We start from the raw sequence: 18,279 nt of genomic DNA on the forward strand, positions 1-18,279 counted from the left end.
TTACAAAAAACCCGGCGGCAACAAAAAAGGCGCGCCCCCCCATCGGGTGGCGCGCCTTTTTTGTTGGCTCCCCACAAAACCCTGTGGGAGCGAGCCTGCTCGCGAAAGCGATTTAACAGCCGACCGCAGCGGCGATTGACACGACGCCTTCGCGAGCAGGCTCGCTCCCACAATGGAGTCTGTGTACATAGGCGCTCTTGTTTTGGTTCTCATTATCATCTAATAATAAATCTCATCTCCGAACGAGTCCCGGATCATGAGTTCTGCCTTGCACGAGCAGCCGTACCTCGAAAGCTGGCGCTGGATGAGTCGCCAGATCCGTTGCGCGATGGATCCTGACGAACCGCGCCTGATCGAACATTACCTGGCCGAAGGCCGCTATCTGGCCTGCTGTACGGCGACTTCCCCGTGGACCATCGCTGAAACCTCCTTCCGTCTGCTGCTCGACACAGCCACCGACATCGCGTTGCCGTGGCACTGGCGCAGTCTGTGTCTCGATCAAGCCTGGCGCCCGCTGCGTGAAATGGAGCGCCTGTCGCTGTGCAACTGCCGGCTCCAGCGCTGGCAGCGCTACACCTGGCAACTGGCGACCTGCGAGTTGCTTCCCTCGATTCCTCTTATTGAACTGGTGCAAGGATTTTCAGATGACCAAGACACGTATTGAGCGCGACAGCATGGGCGAATTGCAGGTGCCGGTGGACGCTCTCTACGGCGCGCAGACCCAGCGCGCAGTGGATAACTTCCCGATCAGCGGCCAACCGATGCCGAGGCAATTCATCCGTGCGCTGATCCTCGCCAAAGCCGCTGCCGCCCGGGCCAACGTCGAACTCAACCAGATCAGCGCCGCCCAAGGCAAAGCCATCAGCGATGCGGCCCAAGGCCTGCTCGAAGGCGACTTCATGCAGCATTTTCCGGTGGATATCTTCCAGACCGGCTCCGGCACCAGCTCCAACATGAACGCCAACGAAGTGATTGCGACCCTCGCCAGCCGTCTGCTCGACGAGCCGGTCAACCCGAACGATCACGTCAATTGCGGCCAGAGCAGCAACGACATCATTCCGACCACCATCCACGTCAGCGCTGCCCTGGCTTTGCACGAACAGCTGTTGCCGGCGTTGCTGCACCTGGTGCAGGTGATCGAAAACAAAGCCGAACAGGTGCATCACCACGTCAAAACCGGTCGCACCCATTTGATGGACGCGATGCCGGTGCGCATGAGTCAGGTGCTCAATGGCTGGGCGCAACAGCTCAAGGCCAACATCGGTCACCTGCAGGATTTGCTGCCGAGCCTGCAATCGCTGGCACAGGGCGGTACGGCGGTTGGTACCGGGATCAATGCGCATCCTGAGTTCGCCGCACGTTTCAGCCGCCAACTGAGCCAGCTGACCCATGTGCAATTCACTCCGGGCAAGGATCTGTTCGCGCTGATCGGCTCGCAGGACACCGCCGTCGCCGTTTCCGGCCAGCTCAAGGCCATCGCTGTGTCGCTGATGAAAATCGCCAACGACCTGCGCTGGATGAACTCAGGGCCGCTTGCCGGTCTCGGCGAGATCGAGCTCGAAGGGCTGCAACCGGGTTCGTCGATCATGCCGGGCAAGGTCAACCCGGTGATTCCGGAAGCCACTGCGATGGTCGCCGCGCAAGTGATCGGCAACGACTCGGTGATCACCATCGCCGGCCAGTCGGGCAATTTCGAACTGAACGTGATGCTGCCGATCATCGCCCAGAACCTGCTCAGCAGCATCGAACTGCTGGCCAATGCCAGTCGTCTGCTCGGCGACAAGGCCATCGCCAGCTTCAAGGTCAATGAGTCGCGGCTCAAGGAAGCGCTGTCGCGCAACCCGATTCTGGTCACCGCGCTCAACCCGATCATCGGCTATCAGAAGGCTGCCGAAATCGCCAAGCAGGCCTACAAACAAGGGCGTCCGGTGATCGACGTCGCGCTGGAACACACCGATCTGTCGCGCAGCCAACTGGAAGAGTTGCTCAACCCCGAGAAACTCACCGCCGGCGGCGTGTAAATCCCGCAACCGCTTTGGAGGCTCACCATGGAGCACTGGAAACGCACGATCGAACGGGCCAATCGCTGCTTCATGCTGGGCGAGCTGATTGATGCCCGTGAAGCTTATCTGCAGGCCCTGGCCCTGGCGCAAGTGCTGTTCGAGCGCTGGGCCGATGCCGACGAAGCGGTGGCGGCCTGCGTCATCTCCCACCACAACCTGGCGGATCTGCACCTGCGCCTGAATCAGCCGGAGGAGAGCGCAGAGTACCTCTGCGCGATTCATCAACGGCTGTTGCAAACCATGCAGGACGAGCGCCTGCGTCCGGCCCTGCGTGAAGCCGCACTACGCCAGAGCAGCAAGACCTACGTCGAGCTGCTGAATTTCATCAGCGAGCACGGCGAATACCCGCGCACCCAGCGCCTGCTGCACCCGGATACCGGCGATGCGCGCCGCGCGCCTGCCTCACATCACCATGGAGTCCACTGAAATGGCTTTTACCTTGCCTGCCTTGCCGTACGCCTACGACGCCCTGGAACCGCACATTGATGCGCAAACCATGGAGATTCATTACACCAAGCACCACCAGACCTACATCAACAACCTCAATGCCGCCGTCGAAGGCACTGAGTACGCCGAGTGGCCGGTGGAAAAACTGGTCGCCAGCGTCCAGCAGTTGCCGGAAAAACTCCGCGCAGCGGTGATCAACCAGGGCGGCGGCCACGCCAACCATTCGCTGTTCTGGGAAGTCATGGTGCCCAATGGCGGTGGCAAGCCAGATGGCGCGTTGGCCAAGGCGATCGATGAGCAACTGGGCGGCCTCGACAGTTTCAAGGACGCCTTCACCAAAGCCGCACTGACCCGTTTCGGCAGCGGCTGGGCCTGGCTCAGCGTCACTCCCGACAAGAAACTGATCGTGGAAAGCAGCGGTAATCAGGACAGCCCGCTGATGAATGGCAATACGCCGATTCTCGGTCTGGATGTCTGGGAGCACGCCTACTACCTGCGTTATCAGAACCGCCGTCCGGAATACATCAACGCGTTCTACAACGTGATCAATTGGCCTGAAGTCGCCGCGCGTTATCAGGCCGCACTGGTTTAAGCCATCTATAAAAACAATCCAGGGCTGACTATGGGCACTGAAACACTGTCGATTGGCGGTGGGCGCATGTTTCGTTACGCGGTCGGGTCGCTGTTGCTGCTGGCGGGCATGACTCTGCTTGCGGCGCATGGCCTGGAATGGCTGGATCTACAGCCGAAGCTGTCGCGGGCCTTGCAGGGTGGGGCAATCTGCGCCCTCGGCACGGCGCTCGGCGCGGTGCCGGTGTTGGTGATCCGGCGCATGCCGCAGATGCTCAGCGATACGCTGCTGGGTTTCGGCGCCGGCGTGATGCTGGCAGCGACTGCGTTTTCGCTGATCGTGCCGGGCATTGGTGCCGCCGAAACTCTGGGCCTGACACCGTGGGCAGCCAGCGGGCTGATCTGCTTCGGCATCATGCTCGGTGCATTCGGCTTGTATCTGGTGGACCTGAAACTGTCCGGCGCCTCACCGGAAATGCTCGTCGGTACCCCTGAGCGCCCGGTGATTGCGCCGCGGATCTGGCTGTTCGTCTTCGCCATCATTGCCCACAACATCCCGGAAGGCATGGCGGTGGGTGTCTCGGCAGGTGGTGGCATGCCGGATGCCGACAGTCTGGCGATGGGCATTGCCTTGCAGGATGTGCCAGAAGGATTGGTGATTGCGCTGGTGCTGGCCGGGGCGGGGATGTCGCGGGTCAGGGCGTTCTTGATCGGGGCGGCTTCAGGGCTGGTCGAGCCAATGTTTGCGCTGCTCTGTGCGTGGCTGGTCAGTCTGGCGGAGCTGTTGTTGCCGTTGGGGCTGGCGCTGGCGGCGGGGGCGATGTTGCTGGTGGTGACGCATGAAGTGATCCCCGAGTCGCGACGCAATGGTCATGACAAGCTCGCCAGTCTTGGCTTGCTGATCGGGTTCTGTCTGATGATGGTGATGGATACGGCGCTGGGCTGATTGGCAGAGAGGGAGCAAGCTCCCCCTCCATGCAGGATCAACCACCTTCATCGAAGTAGTTGTTGATCAATGCCACCAGCGCATCCAGCGCTTCCTGCTCCTGATGGCCTTCGGTACTCAGATAGATCTTGGTGCCTTTGCCGGCGGCCAGCATCATCATCGCCATGATGCTTTTGCCATCGACCGTGGTTTCGGGTGTACGCCCCACTCTGATCGTGCAATCCGGGAACTGGCCCGCTACCCCGACGAATTTGGCCGACGCTCGGGCATGCAGGCCCAGCTTATTGATGATTTCGATTTCCAGAGCAGGCATCGCGGTGTGAATCCTTTAAGTGAGGTCGCGGTGGCGAACCTGGACGTTCTTCAGGGTTTTCTGCAGGGCCTGACCCAGGCGTTCGGTCAGGTAAACGGAGCGGTGATGCCCGCCAGTGCAGCCAATGGCGATGGTGACGTAGGCGCGGTTGCTCGCGGCAAAACGCGGCAGCCATTTATTCAGGTAGCCGTAGATGTCTTGAAACATCTCCTCAACCTCCGGCTGCGCCGCCAGATATTCGGCGACCGGTGCATCGAGACCGGACTGTGCGCGCAATTCAGGCTTCCAGTACGGATTGGGCAGGCAGCGCACGTCGAACACCAGATCCGCATCCACCGGCATGCCGCGCTTGAAGCCGAACGACTCGACCAGAAAGGCCGTGCCCGGCTCCGGCTGGTTCAGCAGGCGTAGCTTGATGGTGTCGCGCAACTGGTACAGGTTCAGATTGGTGGTGTTGACCTTGAGGTCGGCCAGGTCGGCAATCGGCCCGAGCAGGGCGGTCTCGTCGTTGATCGCTTCGGCCAGCGAGCGGTTGGCCGTGCTCAGCGGGTGACGACGGCGAGTTTCCGAAAAGCGCTTGAGCAGGGTTTCTTCGTCGGCATCCAGATACAGCACATCGCACTGGATGTGCCGGGCGCGGACTTCTTCCAGCAACTCGGGGAAGCGCGACAGGTGGCTTGGCAGGTTGCGCGCATCAATCGACACCGCCACCAGCGGCTGGGCCAGTTCGGTGTGGATCAGCGCGCGTTCGGCCAGTTCCGGCAGCAGACCGGCCGGCAGGTTGTCGATGCAGTAGTAGCCGTTGTCCTCAAGGACATCCAGGGCAGTGCTTTTACCCGAGCCGGAGCGGCCGCTGACGATGATCAAGCGCATGATTAATGCCCGTTTTGCTCGCTCAGGACGACCTGATACAAGGCTTCGTTGCTCGGTGCGCTGCGCAGTTTTTCGCGCACTTCCTTGCGATCGAGCATGCTGGCGATCTGGCGCAGTAATTCCAGGTGGGCATCGGTGGCAGCTTCCGGGACCAGCAGGACAAACAGCAGGTCAACCGGCGCACCGTCGATGGCATCGAAATCGATAGGCGCATCAAGGTGCATCAAAGCGCTGACAGGCGCTTCACAGCCTTTGAGGCGACAGTGGGGAATGGCGATGCCGTTGCCGAAACCGGTGGAGCCGAGTTTCTCACGGGCGATCAGCGCCTCGAAGACATCTTGCATCTCCAGACCCGGCACTTCGCGGGCGATCAGGTTGGCAATCTGTTCGAGGGCTTTCTTTTTACTGCCGCCCGGCACGTTCACCAGGGAACGGCCGGGGGTCAGGATACTTTCAAGTCGGATCATGGGTTGGGGGTGTTAACGACCTGTCGCGCCCTGGAGGAGGCTCTGGGTCTTTTCCTTATGCTTTTTGAGTTGGCGATCCAGCTTGTCGGTCAGTGCGTCGATCGCAGCATACATGTCAGTATCTTCTGCGTTGGCGACCACTTCGCTGCCGGGAATATGCAAGGTGGCTTCGATTTTCTGCTTCAGCTTTTCGACGCACATCGTGACCTGCACGTTGGTGATCTTGTCGAAATGGCGCTCCAGTCGTTGGAGTTTTTCCTCGATATAGGAACGCAGAGGTTGGGTCACTTCCAGTTGGTGTCCACTGATGTTGACTTGCATACAGCTTCTCCTTCGTTGCCAGTGCATAAAGCGGCAGGCCGAAGAGCCTGCCACTGGAACGCTGTAACGTGGCTTACATCAACCGCTTGCGTTCGCTCGAAGGCGCGATCCCGAGGGATTCGCGGTACTTGGCGACGGTGCGGCGAGCCACCTGAATGCCTTGTGCCTCCAGTAAACCAGCGATCTTGCTGTCACTCAACGGCTTTTTCTGATTTTCCGCCGCAACCAGTTTCTTGATGATCGCGCGAATCGCCGTGGACGAGCATTCGCCGCCTTCGGAGGTGCTGACGTGGCTGGAGAAAAAATATTTCAGTTCATAAATACCCCGTGGGGTATGCATGAATTTCTGGGTAGTGACGCGGGAAATCGTCGATTCGTGCATGCCGACCGCCTCGGCGATGTCGTGCAGGACCAACGGCTTCATGGCTTCGTCGCCGTACTCCAGGAAACCGCGCTGATGCTCGACGATCTGGGTCGCCACTTTCATCAGGGTTTCGTTGCGGCTTTGCAGGCTCTTGATGAACCAGCGCGCTTCCTGCAACTGATTGCGCATGAAAGTGTTGTCGGCGCTGGTGTCGGCGCGACGGACAAAACCAGCGTACTGTGCGTTGACCCGCAGACGGGGCACCGACTCCTGATTCAGCTCGACCAGCCAGCGTTCGTTGTCCTTGCGCACAATGACGTCCGGCACCACGTACTCGGCTTCAGTCGATTCGATCTGCGAGCCCGGGCGCGGATTCAGGCTTTGCACCAGTTCGATGACCTGACGCAGCTCATCTTCCTTGAGCTTCATGCGCCGCATCAGCTGGCTGTAGTCGCGACTGCCGAGCAGATCGATGTAATCGCTGACCAGACGCTTGGCTTCGTTCAGCCACGGAGTCTTGGCCGGGAGCTGGCGCAGTTGCAGCAACAGGCATTCGCCGAGGTTGCGGGCGCCGATGCCGGCGGGTTCGAACTGCTGGATGCGGTGCAGGACGGCTTCGATTTCGTCCAGCTCGATGTCGAGTTCCGGATCAAAGGCGTCGAGAATTTCTTCGAGGGTTTCGTCGAGGTAGCCCTGATTGTTGATGCAATCGATCAGGGTCACGGCGATCAGGCGGTCGGTGTCGGACATCGGCGCCAGGTTCAATTGCCAGAGCAAATGGCTCTGCAGGCTTTCCCCGGCAGAGGTGCGGGTGGTGAAGTCCCACTCGTCGTCATCGCTGCTGGGCAGGCTGCTGGCGCTGGTCTGGTAGACATCTTCCCAGGCAGTGTCGACCGGCAGCTCGTTGGGAATGCGCTCGTTCCATTCACCTTCCTCCAGGTTGTCCACCGTCGGGGCGGTTTCCTGGTATGACGGTTCCTGAATGTCGGTGTTGGGCTTTTGTTCGGCGTTGTCGGCCAAAGGATCGGAGTTGTCGAAGTCGTCGCCTTCTTCCTGGCGTTCGAGCATCGGATTGGATTCCAGGGCCTCCTGGATTTCCTGTTGCAGGTCCAGGGTCGACAATTGGAGCAGGCGGATGGCCTGTTGCAGCTGCGGTGTCATCGTCAGCTGCTGGCCCATTCTCAAGACTAGCGATGGTTTCATGGCAGGGGCTTAACACCTTATTCGCCGGCGCGCATGCGCCATCCACTACAGGGCGCCGAAGCGCCAAACTTAAGCAAATTATATGCCTGAAACTGTCGTGTTTGCCTAGAGCGCTGTAACAATAAAAGCGTATAAAAGCCTGCTTCATCGATACAGCACCCGGAGGCTGGCCAAGTGCCTTGGTGCTTACAGGCGGAACTCGTGGCCCAGATACACTTCCTTCACCAGATCGTTGGCAAGGATGGTCGCAGCATCGCCTTCGGCGATCAGTTGACCGTCGTTGACGATGTAGGCGGTTTCGCAGATATCCAGGGTCTCACGCACGTTGTGGTCGGTGATCAGAACACCGATGCCCTTGGCCTTGAGGTGGTGGATGATCTGCTTGATGTCGCCGACCGAGATCGGGTCGACACCGGCGAACGGTTCGTCGAGCAGGATGAATTTCGGTGCGGTCGCCAGTGCGCGGGCGATTTCCACCCGGCGGCGTTCACCACCGGACAGGCTCATGCCGAGGTTGTCGCGGATGTGGCTGATGTGGAATTCCTGCAGCAGGCTTTCCAGTTCCTTGCGACGACCGGCCTTGTCGAGTTCCGCGCGGGTTTCGAGGATGGCCATGATGTTATCGGCCACCGACAGTTTGCGGAAGATCGACGCTTCTTGCGGCAGATAGCCGATACCGGCCTTGGCGCGGCCGTGCATCGGCTGATGGCTGACGTCCAGATCATCGATCAACACGCGGCCCTGATCGGCCTGCACCAGGCCGACAATCATATAGAAGCAGGTCGTCTTGCCGGCGCCGTTCGGGCCGAGCAGGCCAACGATCTGGCCACTGTCGATCGACAGGCTGACGTCGCGCACAACCTGGCGGCTTTTATAGGCCTTGGCCAGGTGTTGAGCTTTCAGAGTTGCCATTACTGGGCCTTTTTCTCGTCGTTTTTCGGCTTCGGCTGGATCACCATGTCGATGCGCGGACGCGCCTCGGTGACTTTACTGCCGGTAGCGCGGCCGGCGCTGGCCAGTTTTTTCACCGTGTCATAGACGATTTTTTCGCCCTGAGTGGTGTTGTTGTCCTTGTCGACAACCTTGGCCTTGTCGATCAGCACGACGCGGTTTTGCGCAGCGTGGTACTGGATCGTCACGCCCCAGCCCTGTACAGGCTTGGTGTCGCCCTGGGTTTGCAGTTGCTCGAAGTAGGCAAGGTTGCCCACCGAGGTCACCACGTCGATATCGCCGGTCGGGGTACGGGTGATGGTCACCGTATTACCCTTAACGATCATCGAACCCTGGGTAATGATCACGTCACCTTTATAGGTGGCGATGCCGTTCTTGTCGTCCAGTTGGGCGTCGTCGGCCTGAATGCGGATAGGTTGCTGCTGATCGTTCGGCAGAGCCCAGGCGCTCACGCTTCCCAGTGCTGCGCCCAGACTGAGCAAAATAGGGAGGGTTTTAACGAGCCTCATACTGTCCTCTTACGTTCGATAGCAGGTGTATCCTGCTTTCCTTCAAATACGCCTTCATTCCCACGCCAGTCGATACACCGCCAGCGCCGTCGATTCTAACGGGTTGCGCGGTCTGCGCATATTGCTGCTGCGGGAACACTGTCATGCGTGTGCTGGTGATCAAGGTGTCGCGGTTCTTTTCGTCAGTACGCTTGACGCGTACGGAATCGATCAGTTCGACCTCGGTGCCGCCCGAATTCACTTCACCGCGCTCGCTGGTCACGTGCCACGGAAACTCGGTACCGCGGAACATGTTCAGGTCGGGTTTGGTGACAAGCGTCACATCCGTCGCTTTCAGGTGCTCGGCCTTGTCCGACGTCATCTCGTATTGCAGCTTGCCGTCCGGGAGGTACTGAAAGGTGTGTGTATTGGTGGCGTACCAGTCGATGGCAGTGTCTTCGGCCTTGGCTGCAGGCTTGTCGAGGAAGCGTTCCGGACTGATATTCCAGTAGCCGACCGCTGCAAACATGGCAGCGATACAGCCGAACAGCAGGAAGTTGCGAAATTTTTTGCTAAACATGATTTGGCTCACAGGTACGCGGCGTTGGCCGCATCGAGGCGGCCCTGGGCGCGCAGGATCAATTCGCAGAATTCGCGGGCGGCACCTTCGCCACCACGGGCCCGAGTGACGCCATGGGCGTGTTCGCGCACGAAATCGGCAGCATTGGCGACGGCCATGCCCAGGCCTACGCGGCGGATCACCGGCAGGTCAGGCAAGTCGTCACCGAGGTAGGCGACCTGTTCATAGCTTAGGCCCAGTTGCTGCAGAAGACCGTCCAGAACCACCAATTTGTCTTCGCGGCCCTGAAACAGATGCGGGATGCCGAGGTTCTTCGCCCGGCGCTCAACCACCGGCGTCTTGCGGCCACTGATGATGGCCGTCTCGACACCGGCATTCATCAGCATCTTGATGCCTTGGCCGTCGAGGGTGTTGAACGTCTTGAATTCGCTGCCGTCTTCAAGGAAGTACAGGCGCCCGTCGGTGAGGACGCCGTCGACGTCGAACACCGCCAGTTTGATCGCTTTGCCGCGTTGCAGCAGATCGCTTGTCATTACATCACTCCTGCACGCAGCAGATCGGAGAGGTTGAAGGCGCCGATCGGGCGATCTTCTTCGTCCACGACCACCAGTGCGTTGATTCGGTGGTCTTCCATGATTTTCAGCGCTTCGGCGGCGAGCATCTCGGGCCGTGCGGTCTTGCCGTGTGCGGTCATGACCTGGTCGATGGTGGCGCTGCGGATGTCGATGCTGCGATCCAGGGTGCGGCGCAGGTCGCCGTCGGTGAAGATCCCGGCCAGCTTGCCATCGGCTTCAAGGATGACGGTCATGCCCAGACCCTTGCGGGTCATTTCCATGAGCGCGTCCTTGAGCAGGGTGCCGCGTTGTACTTGCGGCAGCTCTTGCCCGGCGTGCATGACGTTTTCCACTTTCAGCAGCAGGCGTCGACCCAAGGCTCCGCCCGGGTGGGAAAAAGCAAAATCTTCGGCGGTGAAACCACGCGCTTCCAGCAGCGCCACGGCCAGGGCATCGCCCATGACCAGCGCTGCGGTGGTCGAGGAAGTCGGCGCCAGGTTCAGCGGGCAGGCTTCGTGCTCGACGTGAACATTGAGATTGACTTCGGCGGCCTTGGCCAACGGCGACTGCGGATTGCCGGTCAGGCTGATCAACTGGATACCCAGGCGCTTGATCAGGGGCAGCAAGGTGACGATTTCGTTGGTCGAGCCGGAGTTGGAGAGGGCGAGAATCACGTCGTCACGGGTGATCATGCCCATGTCGCCATGACTGGCTTCGGCGGGGTGGACGAAAAATGCCGGGGTGCCGGTGCTGGCCAGGGTCGCGGCAATCTTGTTGCCGACGTGCCCGGATTTGCCCATGCCGACCACGACCACACGGCCTTTGCTGGCCAGAATCATCTCGCAAGCGCGTACGAAATCGGCGTCGATATGGGGCAACAAGCCTTGTACGGCTTCCACTTCGAGGCGGATGGTGCGTTGTGCCGATTGAATCAGGTCGCTGGATTGGCTCATGTCAGAAATCGTATAGCCCGATGAAAAGGCGGCGATTATAGCGGTTATGTTGAAAAGCCTCACGCAAGTTCGTTGTGCTTTGTCATTCCTCGTAACCAAAACCCTGAAAAAGCGCGGCCGCGCCTGTCATATCGCTGAACACAGGGGGGCATGGGCCTTGGGCGCTTGGCCTTTGCAGTGATATAGTTCGCCGCCAGTTCGGCCTGCCCGGGAGGTATGTGCTTTCTGCGGAAAGCCAGGCGTCCGAGTGAGAGGCTGCATCGCAAGGAGTTTAGATGAGTGCCGATAACGCCTACGCGGTCGAGCTGAAGGGAGTCTCCTTCAAGCGCGGTGCGCGCAGCATTTTCAATAACGTCGATATTCGCATCCCGCGTGGCAAGGTTACCGGCATCATGGGACCTTCCGGGTGCGGCAAGACCACTTTGTTGCGCTTGATGGGTGCACAGTTGCGTCCTTCCAGCGGCGAAGTCTGGGTCAACGGCCAGAACCTGCCGACGCTGTCGCGCAGTGATCTGTTCGATGCGCGCAAGCACATGGGCGTGCTGTTTCAGAGCGGCGCGCTGTTTACCGATCTCGATGTCTTCGAGAACGTCGCTTTCCCCCTGCGCGTTCATACCCAATTGCCGGATGAAATGATCCGCGACATCGTTCTGCTCAAATTGCAGGCGGTCGGTCTGCGCGGCGCCATCGAGCTGATGCCCGACGAACTGTCCGGCGGCATGAAGCGTCGCGTGGCGCTCGCCCGGGCAATTGCGCTCGATCCGCAGATTCTCATGTACGACGAGCCTTTCGTCGGTCAGGACCCGATCGCCATGGGCGTGCTGGTACGCCTGATCCGTCTGCTCAACGATGCGCTGGGGATCACCAGTATCGTGGTCTCCCACGATCTGGCCGAAACCGCGAGCATCGCTGACTACATCTATGTAGTGGGTGATGGTCAGGTGCTGGGGCAGGGCACGCCGGACGAGTTGATGAATTCGGATGAGCCGCGTATTCGCCAGTTCATGACCGGCAACCCCGATGGCCCGGTGCCGTATCATTTTCCAGCGACGGATTACCGCGCAGATCTTCTGGGGAAGCGCTGATGCGCAGAATTTCATTAATAGAACGCGTACGCCGTTTCGGCGAGGCGGCGATCGACGCCGTTGCGGTGTTTGGTCGTGCGACCCTGTTCCTGTTCCACGCCCTGCTCGGTCGTGGCGGCATCAGCGGCGGTTTTGGCCTGTTGGTCAAGCAGCTGCATTCGGTTGGCGTGATGTCGCTGGTGATCATCGTCGTGTCCGGGATTTTCATCGGCATGGTGCTGGCGCTGCAGGGCTTCAGTATTCTGTCGAGCTACGGTTCGGAGCAGGCGGTGGGGCAGATGGTGGCCCTGACGTTGCTGCGTGAACTGGGGCCGGTGGTGACCGCCTTGCTGTTTGCCGGGCGTGCCGGTTCGGCGCTGACCGCGGAAATTGGCAACATGAAGTCCACCGAGCAGCTTTCCAGCCTGGAAATGATCGGTGTCGATCCGCTCAAATACATTATTGCCCCGCGTCTGTGGGCCGGTTTCATTTCCCTGCCGGTGCTGGCGATGATTTTCAGCGTGGTGGGGATCTGGGGCGGTTCGTGGGTGGCTGTCGACTGGCTTGGCGTGTATGAAGGTTCCTACTGGGCGAACATGCAGAACAGCGTGAACTTCACCAGCGATGTGCTCAACGGCGTCATCAAAAGTATCGTTTTCGCCTTCGTCGTGACCTGGATCGCCGTATTCCAAGGCTATGACTGTGAGCCCACTTCCGAGGGCATCAGTCGCGCCACCACCAAGACCGTGGTATTCGCCTCGCTGGCGGTACTGGGCCTGGACTTTATTCTGACCGCTTTGATGTTTGGAGATTTCTGATGCAAAACCGCACCCTGGAAATCGGTGTCGGCCTGTTCCTGCTGGCAGGGATCCTGGCCTTGTTGCTGCTTGCCCTGCGGGTCAGTGGCCTGTCTCCGACTTCGACCACCGACACCTATAAACTGTATGCCTACTTCGACAATATCGCCGGTTTGACGGTCAGAGCCAAAGTGACCATGGCCGGTGTGACCATCGGCAAGGTCACGGCCATCGATCTGGATCGCGACAGCTTCACCGGGCGGGTAACCCTGCAAGTGGATAAAAAGGTCGACAACCTGCCGACCGACTCCACAGCGTCTATCCTGACCGCTGGCCTGTTGGGCGAGAAGTACATCGGTATCAGCGTGGGCGGGGAAGACACCCGTCTGAAGGATGGTGGAACCATCCACGACACGCAGTCGTCTCTGGTACTGGAAGACCTGATCGGTAAATTCCTGCTCAATACCGTTAGCAAAGACGCCAAATGAGGAGCTTTTGAATGATCTCTACCTTGCGACGTGGCCTGTTGGTGTTGCTCGCGACACTGCCACTGCTGGCTAACGCTGCGCCTGGACAGTCGGCGCACGATCTGGTTCAGGACACCACGAACCGGATGCTGGCCGACCTGTCGGCCAATAAAGAGAAGTACAAGAAGGATCCGCAGGACTTCTACACGGCGCTGAACACCATTGTCGGTCCCGTGGTGGATGCCGAGGGCATTTCCAAGAGCATCATGACCGTCAAGTATTCGCGCAAGGCCACGCCTGCGCAGATGCAGACGTTCCAGGAAAACTTCAAGCGCGGTCTGTTCCAGTTCTATGGCAACGCTTTGCTCGAGTACAACAACCAGGGCATTACCGTAGATCCTGCCAAGGATGAGTCCGGCGATCGCACCAGCGTCGGCATGACCGTCAAGGGCAACAACGGCGCGATCTATCCAGTGCAATACACGCTGGAGAAGATCAACGGCGAGTGGAAACTGCGCAACGTGATCATCAACGGCATCAACATCGGCAAGCTGTTCCGTGACCAGTTCGCCGATGCGATGCAGCGCAATGGCAACGACCTGGACAAGACCATCAATGGTTGGGCCGGTGAAGTGGCCAAGGCCAAGGAAGAAACCGACAAAGCTGCCGCGAAGCCAGCGCAATGAGTGAGGCGGCAATACGTATGAGTGACGTCGACGAGCTATTGCTCAGTGGAGTACTGGATTACCGCACAGGTCCCGACCTGCGCAAGGAAGGCCAGGCGCTGATCAAGTCCAGCAAGGCGACGTCGCTGGTCATCGATTGCTCGGCAGTGAAGAAGTCCAGCAGCGTCGGCTTGTCCCTGCTGCTGTGCTTCATGCGCGATGCCCAGGCGGCCGGCAAGGTTGTCAGCATCCGCGCGATGCCGGAAGACATGCGCGAAATCGCTCAGGTCAGTGAACTGACCGAGTTGCTGGCGCACCCCTGAACCCGCATCGATAAAAAAGCCCCCCGTCAGAGTCCTGCCAATGCGGGGTTCGCAGGCGCGGGGCTTTTTTGTATGATGTCCGACCCGTGCGCACAGGGCGCCGATTGAGGTTGAGCATGCAGGCCGTAGAAGTGAAGAGCTTCCTTGAAGGGAAGCTGCCAGGAACGCAGGTGGAAGTTGAAGGCGAAGGCTGCAACTTTCAGCTGAACGTGATTAGCGATGAACTGGCGGCGTTAAGCCCGGTCAAGCGTCAGCAGAGCATCTATGCCCATTTGAACCCGTGGATCGCCGATGGCAGCATCCATGCGGTCACTATGAAATTTTTCAGCCGCGCGGCCTGGGCCGAGCGCACCTGAGCCCAAGGGCGTCGAGATTCTTATGGATAAATTGATTATTACCGGTGGCGTTCGTCTTGATGGCGAAATCCGTATCTCCGGGGCGAAGAACTCCGCCCTGCCGATTCTGGCTGCCACCCTGCTGTGCGATGGCCCGGTGACCGTTGGCAACCTGCCGCACCTGCACGACATCACCACCATGATCGAGCTGTTCGGTCGCATGGGCATCGAGCCGGTGATCGACGAGAAACTCAGCGTCGAAATCGATCCACGCACCATCAAGACCCTGATCGCACCGTACGAACTGGTGAAAACCATGCGTGCCTCGATCCTGGTACTGGGCCCGATGGTTGCGCGTTTCGGCGAAGCCGAAGTCGCCCTGCCTGGCGGTTGCGCCATCGGTTCGCGTCCGGTCGACCTGCACATCCGTGGCCTCGAAGCCATGGGCGCGGTGATCGACGTCGAAGGCGGCTACATCAAGGCCAAGGCGCCTGAAGGCGGCCTGCGCGGCGCCAGCTTCTTCTTCGATACCGTCAGTGTGACCGGTACCGAAAACATCATGATGGCAGCTGCCCTGGCCAAGGGCCGCAGCGTCCTGCAGAACGCCGCGCGCGAGCCGGAAGTGGTTGACCTGGCGAACTTCCTCAACGCCATGGGTGCCAAAGTTTCCGGCGCCGGCACCGACACCATCACCATCGATGGCGTCGAGCGTCTGGGTTCGTGCTTCTACAAGGTCATGCCTGACCGTATCGAAACCGGCACCTACCTGGTGGCCGCTGCGGTCACCGGTGGCCGCGTGAAGGTCAAGGACACCGATCCGACCATCCTCGAAGCCGTTCTGGAAAAGCTCCGTGAAGCCGGCGCTGAAGTCACCAGTGGTGAAGACTGGATCGAGCTGAACATGCACGGCAAGCGCCCGAAAGCGGTCAACGTGCGCACCGCGCCGTACCCGGCGTTCCCGACCGACATGCAGGCACAGTTCATCTCGCTCAACGCCATTGCCGAAGGCACCGGCGCAGTGATCGAGACGATCTTCGAAAACCGTTTCATGCACGTTTACGAACTGCACCGCATGGGCGCCAAGATCCAGGTCGAAGGCAACACTGCGATCGTCACCGGTACTGAAGTCCTGAAGGGCGCGCCAGTGATGGCCACCGACCTGCGTGCTTCGGCCAGCCTGGTGATCTCGGCACTGGTGGCCGAAGGCGACACCCTGATCGACCGCATCTACCACATCGACCGTGGTTACGAGTGCATCGAAGAAAAACTGCAGATGCTGGGCGCCAAGATCCGTCGCGTTCCGGGCTAGTAGCTGCACTGGGCACAGGGAAGTGTCCACTGAATTCGTTTCGAGTCGAGCCGGTATCCGGCTCGATGTGTGTCCGGCGCCGATTGCGACCGGACATGAGTACCTTGATAAGGACTGACGTTTCCCATGTTGACCATCGCACTGTCCAAGGGCCGCATCCTTGACGACACCCTGCCGCTTCTCGCTGAAGCGGGCATCGTGCCGACCGAGAATCCGGACAAGAGCCGCAAACTGATCATCCCCACCACTCAGGATGACGTACGTCTGTTGATCGTGCGTGCCACCGACGTGCCGACCTATGTCGAGCATGGCGCGGCCGACCTCGGCGTCGCCGGTAAAGACGTGTTGATGGAATACACCGGCCAGGGCCTGTACGAGCCGCTGGATCTGCAGATTGCCCAGTGCAAGCTGATGACCGCCGGCAAGATCGGCGCGGCCGAGCCCAAGGGCCGTCTGCGCGTGGCGACCAAGTTCGTCAACGTCGCCAAGCGTTACTACGCCGAGCAGGGCCGTCAGGTCGACATCATCAAGCTCTACGGCTCGATGGAATTGGCGCCGCTGATCGGCCTGGCCGACAAGATCATCGACGTGGTCGACACCGGCAACACCCTGCGCGCCAACGGCCTGGAACCTCAGGAACTGATCGCCACGATCAGCTCGCGCCTGGTGGTCAACAAGGCTTCGATGAAGATGCAACACGCCCGAATCCAGGCGTTGATCGATACCCTGCGCAAGGCAGTGGAATCGCGACACCGCGGCTGATGTACCTGCGCGACCTTGAGTCGCGCCCGTCTATCCGCCTCATAGCCAGAATCTCAGGTGCCCAAGCGGAAACGACTGCTAAGTTAGGGCGCCTGAGTTTTTGCCATTCCTATGAGGCTCTCGCTATGACCGCACCGACTGCAATTCGCCGACTCAACGCTGCTGACCCGGATTTCGCGCATCATCTGGATCATCTGCTGAGCTGGGAAAGTGTGTCTGACGACTCGGTCAATCAGCGCGTGCTGGACATCATCAAGGCTGTGCGCGAGCGCGGTGACGCGGCGCTGGTCGAATTCACCCAGAAGTTCGACGGCCTCGAAGTGGCGTCGATGGCCGACCTGATCCTGCCGCGCGAGCGTCTGGAACTGGCCCTGACTCGCATCACCGTGGCACAGCGCGAGGCGCTGGAAAAAGCCGCGGCGCGGGTGCGCAGCTATCACGAAAAACAGAAACAGGATTCCTGGAGCTACACCGAGGCCGACGGCACCGTGCTCGGGCAGAAGGTCACGCCGCTGGATCGCGCCGGCCTGTATGTGCCGGGCGGCAAGGCGTCGTACCCGTCGTCGGTGTTGATGAACGCGATTCCGGCCAAGGTCGCTGGCGTGACCGAAGTGGTCATGGTCGTGCCGACCCCGCGCGGTGAAATCAATGAGTTGGTGCTGGCGGCGGCCTGCATTGCCGGCGTTGACCGGGTGTTCACCATCGGCGGCGCGCAAGCGGTTGCCGCGTTGGCTTACGGCACCGAAAGCGTGCCACAGGTGGACAAGGTCGTCGGCCCGGGCAACATCTATGTCGCCACCGCCAAGCGTCACGTGTTCGGTCAGGTCGGCATCGACATGATCGCCGGCCCGTCGGAAATTCTCGTGGTCTGCGATGGCCAGACCGATCCGGACTGGATCGCCATGGACCTGTTCTCCCAGGCCGAGCACGACGAAGACGCCCAGGCGATTCTGGTCAGCCCGGACGCCGAGTTCCTCGACAAGGTCGCCGCCAGCATCGACAAACTGCTGCCGACCATGGACCGCGCGACCATCATCGAAACCTCGATCAATGGCCGTGGTGCGCTGATCCACGTGCGTGACATGGCGCAAGCCATCGAAGTCGCCAACCGCATCGCCCCGGAACACCTGGAGCTGTCGGTCGCCGACCCGCAAGCGTGGCTGCCGCAGATCCGTCACGCCGGCGCGATCTTCATGGGCCGCCACACCTCCGAGGCGCTGGGCGACTACTGCGCCGGTCCGAACCACGTGCTGCCGACCTCCGGCACCGCGCGTTTCTCCTCGCCGCTGGGTGTGTACGACTTCCAGAAACGTTCGTCGATCATCTTCTGCTCCGAGGCCGGTGCTTCCGAGCTGGGCAAGACCGCTTCGGTGCTGGCGCGCGGCGAATCCCTCAGCGCGCACGCACGCAGCGCCGAATATCGCATTAAAGATGCAGACTTTCTGCAAGGGCAGGGGGAGTGAA

The 18,279-nt window shown here is 60.2% G+C and carries 24 protein-coding genes; 14 read left to right on the forward strand and 10 right to left on the reverse strand.

Translation table 11 applies throughout. The features are described from left to right. Positions 1 to 256: 256 nt before the first annotated feature. From NTD85_RS09795 to NTD85_RS09815, 5 genes are read left to right on the forward strand one after another with little or no spacing between them, the layout of a single operon-like run. The gene (locus NTD85_RS09795; RefSeq protein WP_103521624.1) at positions 257 to 664 is read left to right on the forward strand and encodes a FagA protein; all 408 of its coding nucleotides are present in this window, start codon (positions 257 to 259) and stop codon (positions 662 to 664) included. Continuing rightward, a complete protein-coding gene (locus NTD85_RS09800; protein WP_262142039.1) occupies positions 645 to 2,021 on the forward strand; it encodes a class II fumarate hydratase in 1,377 nt (458 codons plus the stop codon). The genes NTD85_RS09795 and NTD85_RS09800 overlap by 20 nt, the downstream gene beginning before the upstream one ends. A gap of 27 nt (positions 2,022 to 2,048) precedes the next feature. After that, a complete protein-coding gene (locus tag NTD85_RS09805; RefSeq protein WP_262142040.1) occupies positions 2,049 to 2,489 on the forward strand; it encodes a hypothetical protein in 441 nt (146 codons plus the stop codon). Position 2,490: 1 nt separating this feature from the next. After that, positions 2,491 to 3,102, forward strand: coding sequence for a superoxide dismutase (locus tag NTD85_RS09810; RefSeq protein WP_103521622.1), 612 nt, complete (start codon positions 2,491 to 2,493; stop codon positions 3,100 to 3,102). Between the two features lie 30 nt (positions 3,103 to 3,132). Continuing rightward, complete coding sequence (locus NTD85_RS09815) at positions 3,133 to 4,026, forward strand: ZIP family metal transporter (RefSeq protein ID WP_262142041.1); 894 nt, start codon at positions 3,133 to 3,135, stop codon at positions 4,024 to 4,026. Between the two features lie 37 nt (positions 4,027 to 4,063). On the opposite strand, the gene NTD85_RS09820 is transcribed toward NTD85_RS09815, so the two are convergent. The 10 genes from NTD85_RS09820 to NTD85_RS09865 all read right to left on the reverse strand — a co-directional run bounded on the left by NTD85_RS09820 (position 4,064) and on the right by NTD85_RS09865 (position 11,093). Then, positions 4,064 to 4,339, reverse strand: coding sequence for an HPr family phosphocarrier protein (locus NTD85_RS09820; protein WP_003221684.1), 276 nt, complete (start codon positions 4,337 to 4,339; stop codon positions 4,064 to 4,066). Between the two features lie 15 nt (positions 4,340 to 4,354). After that, positions 4,355 to 5,212: an RNase adapter RapZ gene (gene rapZ, locus NTD85_RS09825; protein WP_103485942.1), complete on the reverse strand. Its 858-nt coding sequence runs from the start codon at positions 5,210 to 5,212 to the stop codon at positions 4,355 to 4,357. Between the two features lie 2 nt (positions 5,213 to 5,214). Then, positions 5,215 to 5,679, reverse strand: coding sequence for a PTS IIA-like nitrogen regulatory protein PtsN (gene ptsN / locus NTD85_RS09830; RefSeq protein ID WP_003221688.1), 465 nt, complete (start codon positions 5,677 to 5,679; stop codon positions 5,215 to 5,217). Between the two features lie 12 nt (positions 5,680 to 5,691). Further along, a complete protein-coding gene (gene hpf, locus NTD85_RS09835; protein ID WP_003221690.1) occupies positions 5,692 to 6,000 on the reverse strand; it encodes a ribosome hibernation-promoting factor, HPF/YfiA family in 309 nt (102 codons plus the stop codon). Positions 6,001 to 6,073: 73 nt separating this feature from the next. Beyond that, positions 6,074 to 7,567, reverse strand: coding sequence for an RNA polymerase factor sigma-54 (locus NTD85_RS09840; RefSeq protein ID WP_045122294.1), 1,494 nt, complete (start codon positions 7,565 to 7,567; stop codon positions 6,074 to 6,076). Positions 7,568 to 7,753: 186 nt separating this feature from the next. Beyond that, a complete protein-coding gene (lptB, locus tag NTD85_RS09845) occupies positions 7,754 to 8,479 on the reverse strand; it encodes an LPS export ABC transporter ATP-binding protein (RefSeq protein ID WP_003221693.1) in 726 nt (241 codons plus the stop codon). After that, positions 8,479 to 9,027 (reverse strand): lipopolysaccharide transport periplasmic protein LptA, encoded by a 549-nt coding sequence (lptA, locus tag NTD85_RS09850; protein ID WP_262142042.1) that lies wholly within the window; start codon positions 9,025 to 9,027, stop codon positions 8,479 to 8,481. The genes lptB and lptA overlap by 1 nt, the downstream gene beginning before the upstream one ends. Beyond that, positions 9,014 to 9,586: an LPS export ABC transporter periplasmic protein LptC gene (gene lptC / locus NTD85_RS09855; protein WP_103485944.1), complete on the reverse strand. Its 573-nt coding sequence runs from the start codon at positions 9,584 to 9,586 to the stop codon at positions 9,014 to 9,016. The genes lptA and lptC overlap by 14 nt, the downstream gene beginning before the upstream one ends. Positions 9,587 to 9,594: 8 nt before the next feature. Further along, entirely contained in the window at positions 9,595 to 10,119 is a 525-nt protein-coding gene (locus tag NTD85_RS09860) for a KdsC family phosphatase (RefSeq protein ID WP_003221699.1), read from the reverse strand. Continuing rightward, a complete protein-coding gene (locus NTD85_RS09865) occupies positions 10,119 to 11,093 on the reverse strand; it encodes a KpsF/GutQ family sugar-phosphate isomerase (RefSeq protein WP_103520210.1) in 975 nt (324 codons plus the stop codon). The genes NTD85_RS09860 and NTD85_RS09865 overlap by 1 nt, the downstream gene beginning before the upstream one ends. Positions 11,094 to 11,368: 275 nt before the next feature. Between NTD85_RS09865 and NTD85_RS09870 the strand changes: the two genes are divergently transcribed. The 9 genes from NTD85_RS09870 to hisD all read left to right on the forward strand — a co-directional run bounded on the left by NTD85_RS09870 (position 11,369) and on the right by hisD (position 18,278). Further along, a complete protein-coding gene (locus NTD85_RS09870) occupies positions 11,369 to 12,178 on the forward strand; it encodes an ATP-binding cassette domain-containing protein (protein ID WP_003221703.1) in 810 nt (269 codons plus the stop codon). Continuing rightward, entirely contained in the window at positions 12,178 to 12,975 is a 798-nt protein-coding gene (gene mlaE, locus NTD85_RS09875; RefSeq protein ID WP_003221704.1) for a lipid asymmetry maintenance ABC transporter permease subunit MlaE, read from the forward strand. The genes NTD85_RS09870 and mlaE overlap by 1 nt, the downstream gene beginning before the upstream one ends. Continuing rightward, on the forward strand, positions 12,975 to 13,442 hold the full coding sequence (mlaD, locus tag NTD85_RS09880; RefSeq protein WP_007967220.1) for an outer membrane lipid asymmetry maintenance protein MlaD: 468 nt from the start codon (positions 12,975 to 12,977) through the stop codon (positions 13,440 to 13,442). Before mlaE ends, mlaD begins: the two co-directional genes overlap by 1 nt. Before the next feature lie 11 nt (positions 13,443 to 13,453). Next, positions 13,454 to 14,107, forward strand: coding sequence for a phospholipid-binding protein MlaC (locus NTD85_RS09885; protein WP_003221707.1), 654 nt, complete (start codon positions 13,454 to 13,456; stop codon positions 14,105 to 14,107). Continuing rightward, on the forward strand, positions 14,104 to 14,409 hold the full coding sequence (locus tag NTD85_RS09890; protein ID WP_003221709.1) for a lipid asymmetry maintenance protein MlaB: 306 nt from the start codon (positions 14,104 to 14,106) through the stop codon (positions 14,407 to 14,409). Before NTD85_RS09885 ends, NTD85_RS09890 begins: the two co-directional genes overlap by 4 nt. Positions 14,410 to 14,525: 116 nt before the next feature. Next, a complete protein-coding gene (locus NTD85_RS09895; RefSeq protein WP_003221710.1) occupies positions 14,526 to 14,765 on the forward strand; it encodes a BolA family protein in 240 nt (79 codons plus the stop codon). A gap of 22 nt (positions 14,766 to 14,787) precedes the next feature. Then, on the forward strand, positions 14,788 to 16,053 hold the full coding sequence (gene murA, locus NTD85_RS09900; RefSeq protein ID WP_045122295.1) for a UDP-N-acetylglucosamine 1-carboxyvinyltransferase: 1,266 nt from the start codon (positions 14,788 to 14,790) through the stop codon (positions 16,051 to 16,053). 126 nt (positions 16,054 to 16,179) lie between these two features. Next, positions 16,180 to 16,815, forward strand: a complete 636-nt coding sequence (hisG, locus tag NTD85_RS09905) for an ATP phosphoribosyltransferase (protein ID WP_003221711.1) — start codon at positions 16,180 to 16,182, stop codon at positions 16,813 to 16,815. A 125-nt stretch (positions 16,816 to 16,940) separates the two neighbouring features. After that, entirely contained in the window at positions 16,941 to 18,278 is a 1,338-nt protein-coding gene (hisD, locus tag NTD85_RS09910) for a histidinol dehydrogenase (protein ID WP_003221712.1), read from the forward strand. The last annotated feature ends 1 nt before the right edge of the window (position 18,279 follow it).

This window comes from Pseudomonas sp. 13B_3.2_Bac1 (assembly GCF_025466205.1).
GTDB lineage: Bacteria > Pseudomonadota > Gammaproteobacteria > Pseudomonadales > Pseudomonadaceae > Aquipseudomonas > Aquipseudomonas fluorescens_H.

What these genes read in the sequence shown, in the direction of transcription:
- NTD85_RS09795 (WP_103521624.1), top strand. Translation starts at nt 257, where the DNA reads ATGAGTTCTGCCTTGCACGAGCAGCCGTACCTCGAAAGCTGGCGCTGG.
- NTD85_RS09840 (WP_045122294.1), bottom strand. Translation starts at nt 7,567, where the DNA reads ATGAAACCATCGCTAGTCTTGAGAATGGGCCAGCAGCTGACGATGACA.
- NTD85_RS09815 (WP_262142041.1), top strand. Translation starts at nt 3,133, where the DNA reads ATGGGCACTGAAACACTGTCGATTGGCGGTGGGCGCATGTTTCGTTAC.
- hisD (WP_003221712.1), top strand. Translation starts at nt 16,941, where the DNA reads ATGACCGCACCGACTGCAATTCGCCGACTCAACGCTGCTGACCCGGAT.
- NTD85_RS09890 (WP_003221709.1), top strand. Translation starts at nt 14,104, where the DNA reads ATGAGTGAGGCGGCAATACGTATGAGTGACGTCGACGAGCTATTGCTC.
- lptB (WP_003221693.1), bottom strand. Translation starts at nt 8,479, where the DNA reads ATGGCAACTCTGAAAGCTCAACACCTGGCCAAGGCCTATAAAAGCCGC.
- NTD85_RS09865 (WP_103520210.1), bottom strand. Translation starts at nt 11,093, where the DNA reads ATGAGCCAATCCAGCGACCTGATTCAATCGGCACAACGCACCATCCGC.
- NTD85_RS09895 (WP_003221710.1), top strand. Translation starts at nt 14,526, where the DNA reads ATGCAGGCCGTAGAAGTGAAGAGCTTCCTTGAAGGGAAGCTGCCAGGA.
- lptC (WP_103485944.1), bottom strand. Translation starts at nt 9,586, where the DNA reads ATGTTTAGCAAAAAATTTCGCAACTTCCTGCTGTTCGGCTGTATCGCT.
- NTD85_RS09800 (WP_262142039.1), top strand. Translation starts at nt 645, where the DNA reads ATGACCAAGACACGTATTGAGCGCGACAGCATGGGCGAATTGCAGGTG.
- ptsN (WP_003221688.1), bottom strand. Translation starts at nt 5,679, where the DNA reads ATGATCCGACTTGAAAGTATCCTGACCCCCGGCCGTTCCCTGGTGAAC.
- hisG (WP_003221711.1), top strand. Translation starts at nt 16,180, where the DNA reads ATGTTGACCATCGCACTGTCCAAGGGCCGCATCCTTGACGACACCCTG.
- NTD85_RS09810 (WP_103521622.1), top strand. Translation starts at nt 2,491, where the DNA reads ATGGCTTTTACCTTGCCTGCCTTGCCGTACGCCTACGACGCCCTGGAA.
- NTD85_RS09885 (WP_003221707.1), top strand. Translation starts at nt 13,454, where the DNA reads ATGATCTCTACCTTGCGACGTGGCCTGTTGGTGTTGCTCGCGACACTG.
- hpf (WP_003221690.1), bottom strand. Translation starts at nt 6,000, where the DNA reads ATGCAAGTCAACATCAGTGGACACCAACTGGAAGTGACCCAACCTCTG.
- murA (WP_045122295.1), top strand. Translation starts at nt 14,788, where the DNA reads ATGGATAAATTGATTATTACCGGTGGCGTTCGTCTTGATGGCGAAATC.
- NTD85_RS09870 (WP_003221703.1), top strand. Translation starts at nt 11,369, where the DNA reads ATGAGTGCCGATAACGCCTACGCGGTCGAGCTGAAGGGAGTCTCCTTC.
- mlaE (WP_003221704.1), top strand. Translation starts at nt 12,178, where the DNA reads ATGCGCAGAATTTCATTAATAGAACGCGTACGCCGTTTCGGCGAGGCG.
- NTD85_RS09820 (WP_003221684.1), bottom strand. Translation starts at nt 4,339, where the DNA reads ATGCCTGCTCTGGAAATCGAAATCATCAATAAGCTGGGCCTGCATGCC.
- NTD85_RS09860 (WP_003221699.1), bottom strand. Translation starts at nt 10,119, where the DNA reads ATGACAAGCGATCTGCTGCAACGCGGCAAAGCGATCAAACTGGCGGTG.
- NTD85_RS09805 (WP_262142040.1), top strand. Translation starts at nt 2,049, where the DNA reads ATGGAGCACTGGAAACGCACGATCGAACGGGCCAATCGCTGCTTCATG.
- lptA (WP_262142042.1), bottom strand. Translation starts at nt 9,027, where the DNA reads ATGAGGCTCGTTAAAACCCTCCCTATTTTGCTCAGTCTGGGCGCAGCA.
- mlaD (WP_007967220.1), top strand. Translation starts at nt 12,975, where the DNA reads ATGCAAAACCGCACCCTGGAAATCGGTGTCGGCCTGTTCCTGCTGGCA.
- rapZ (WP_103485942.1), bottom strand. Translation starts at nt 5,212, where the DNA reads ATGCGCTTGATCATCGTCAGCGGCCGCTCCGGCTCGGGTAAAAGCACT.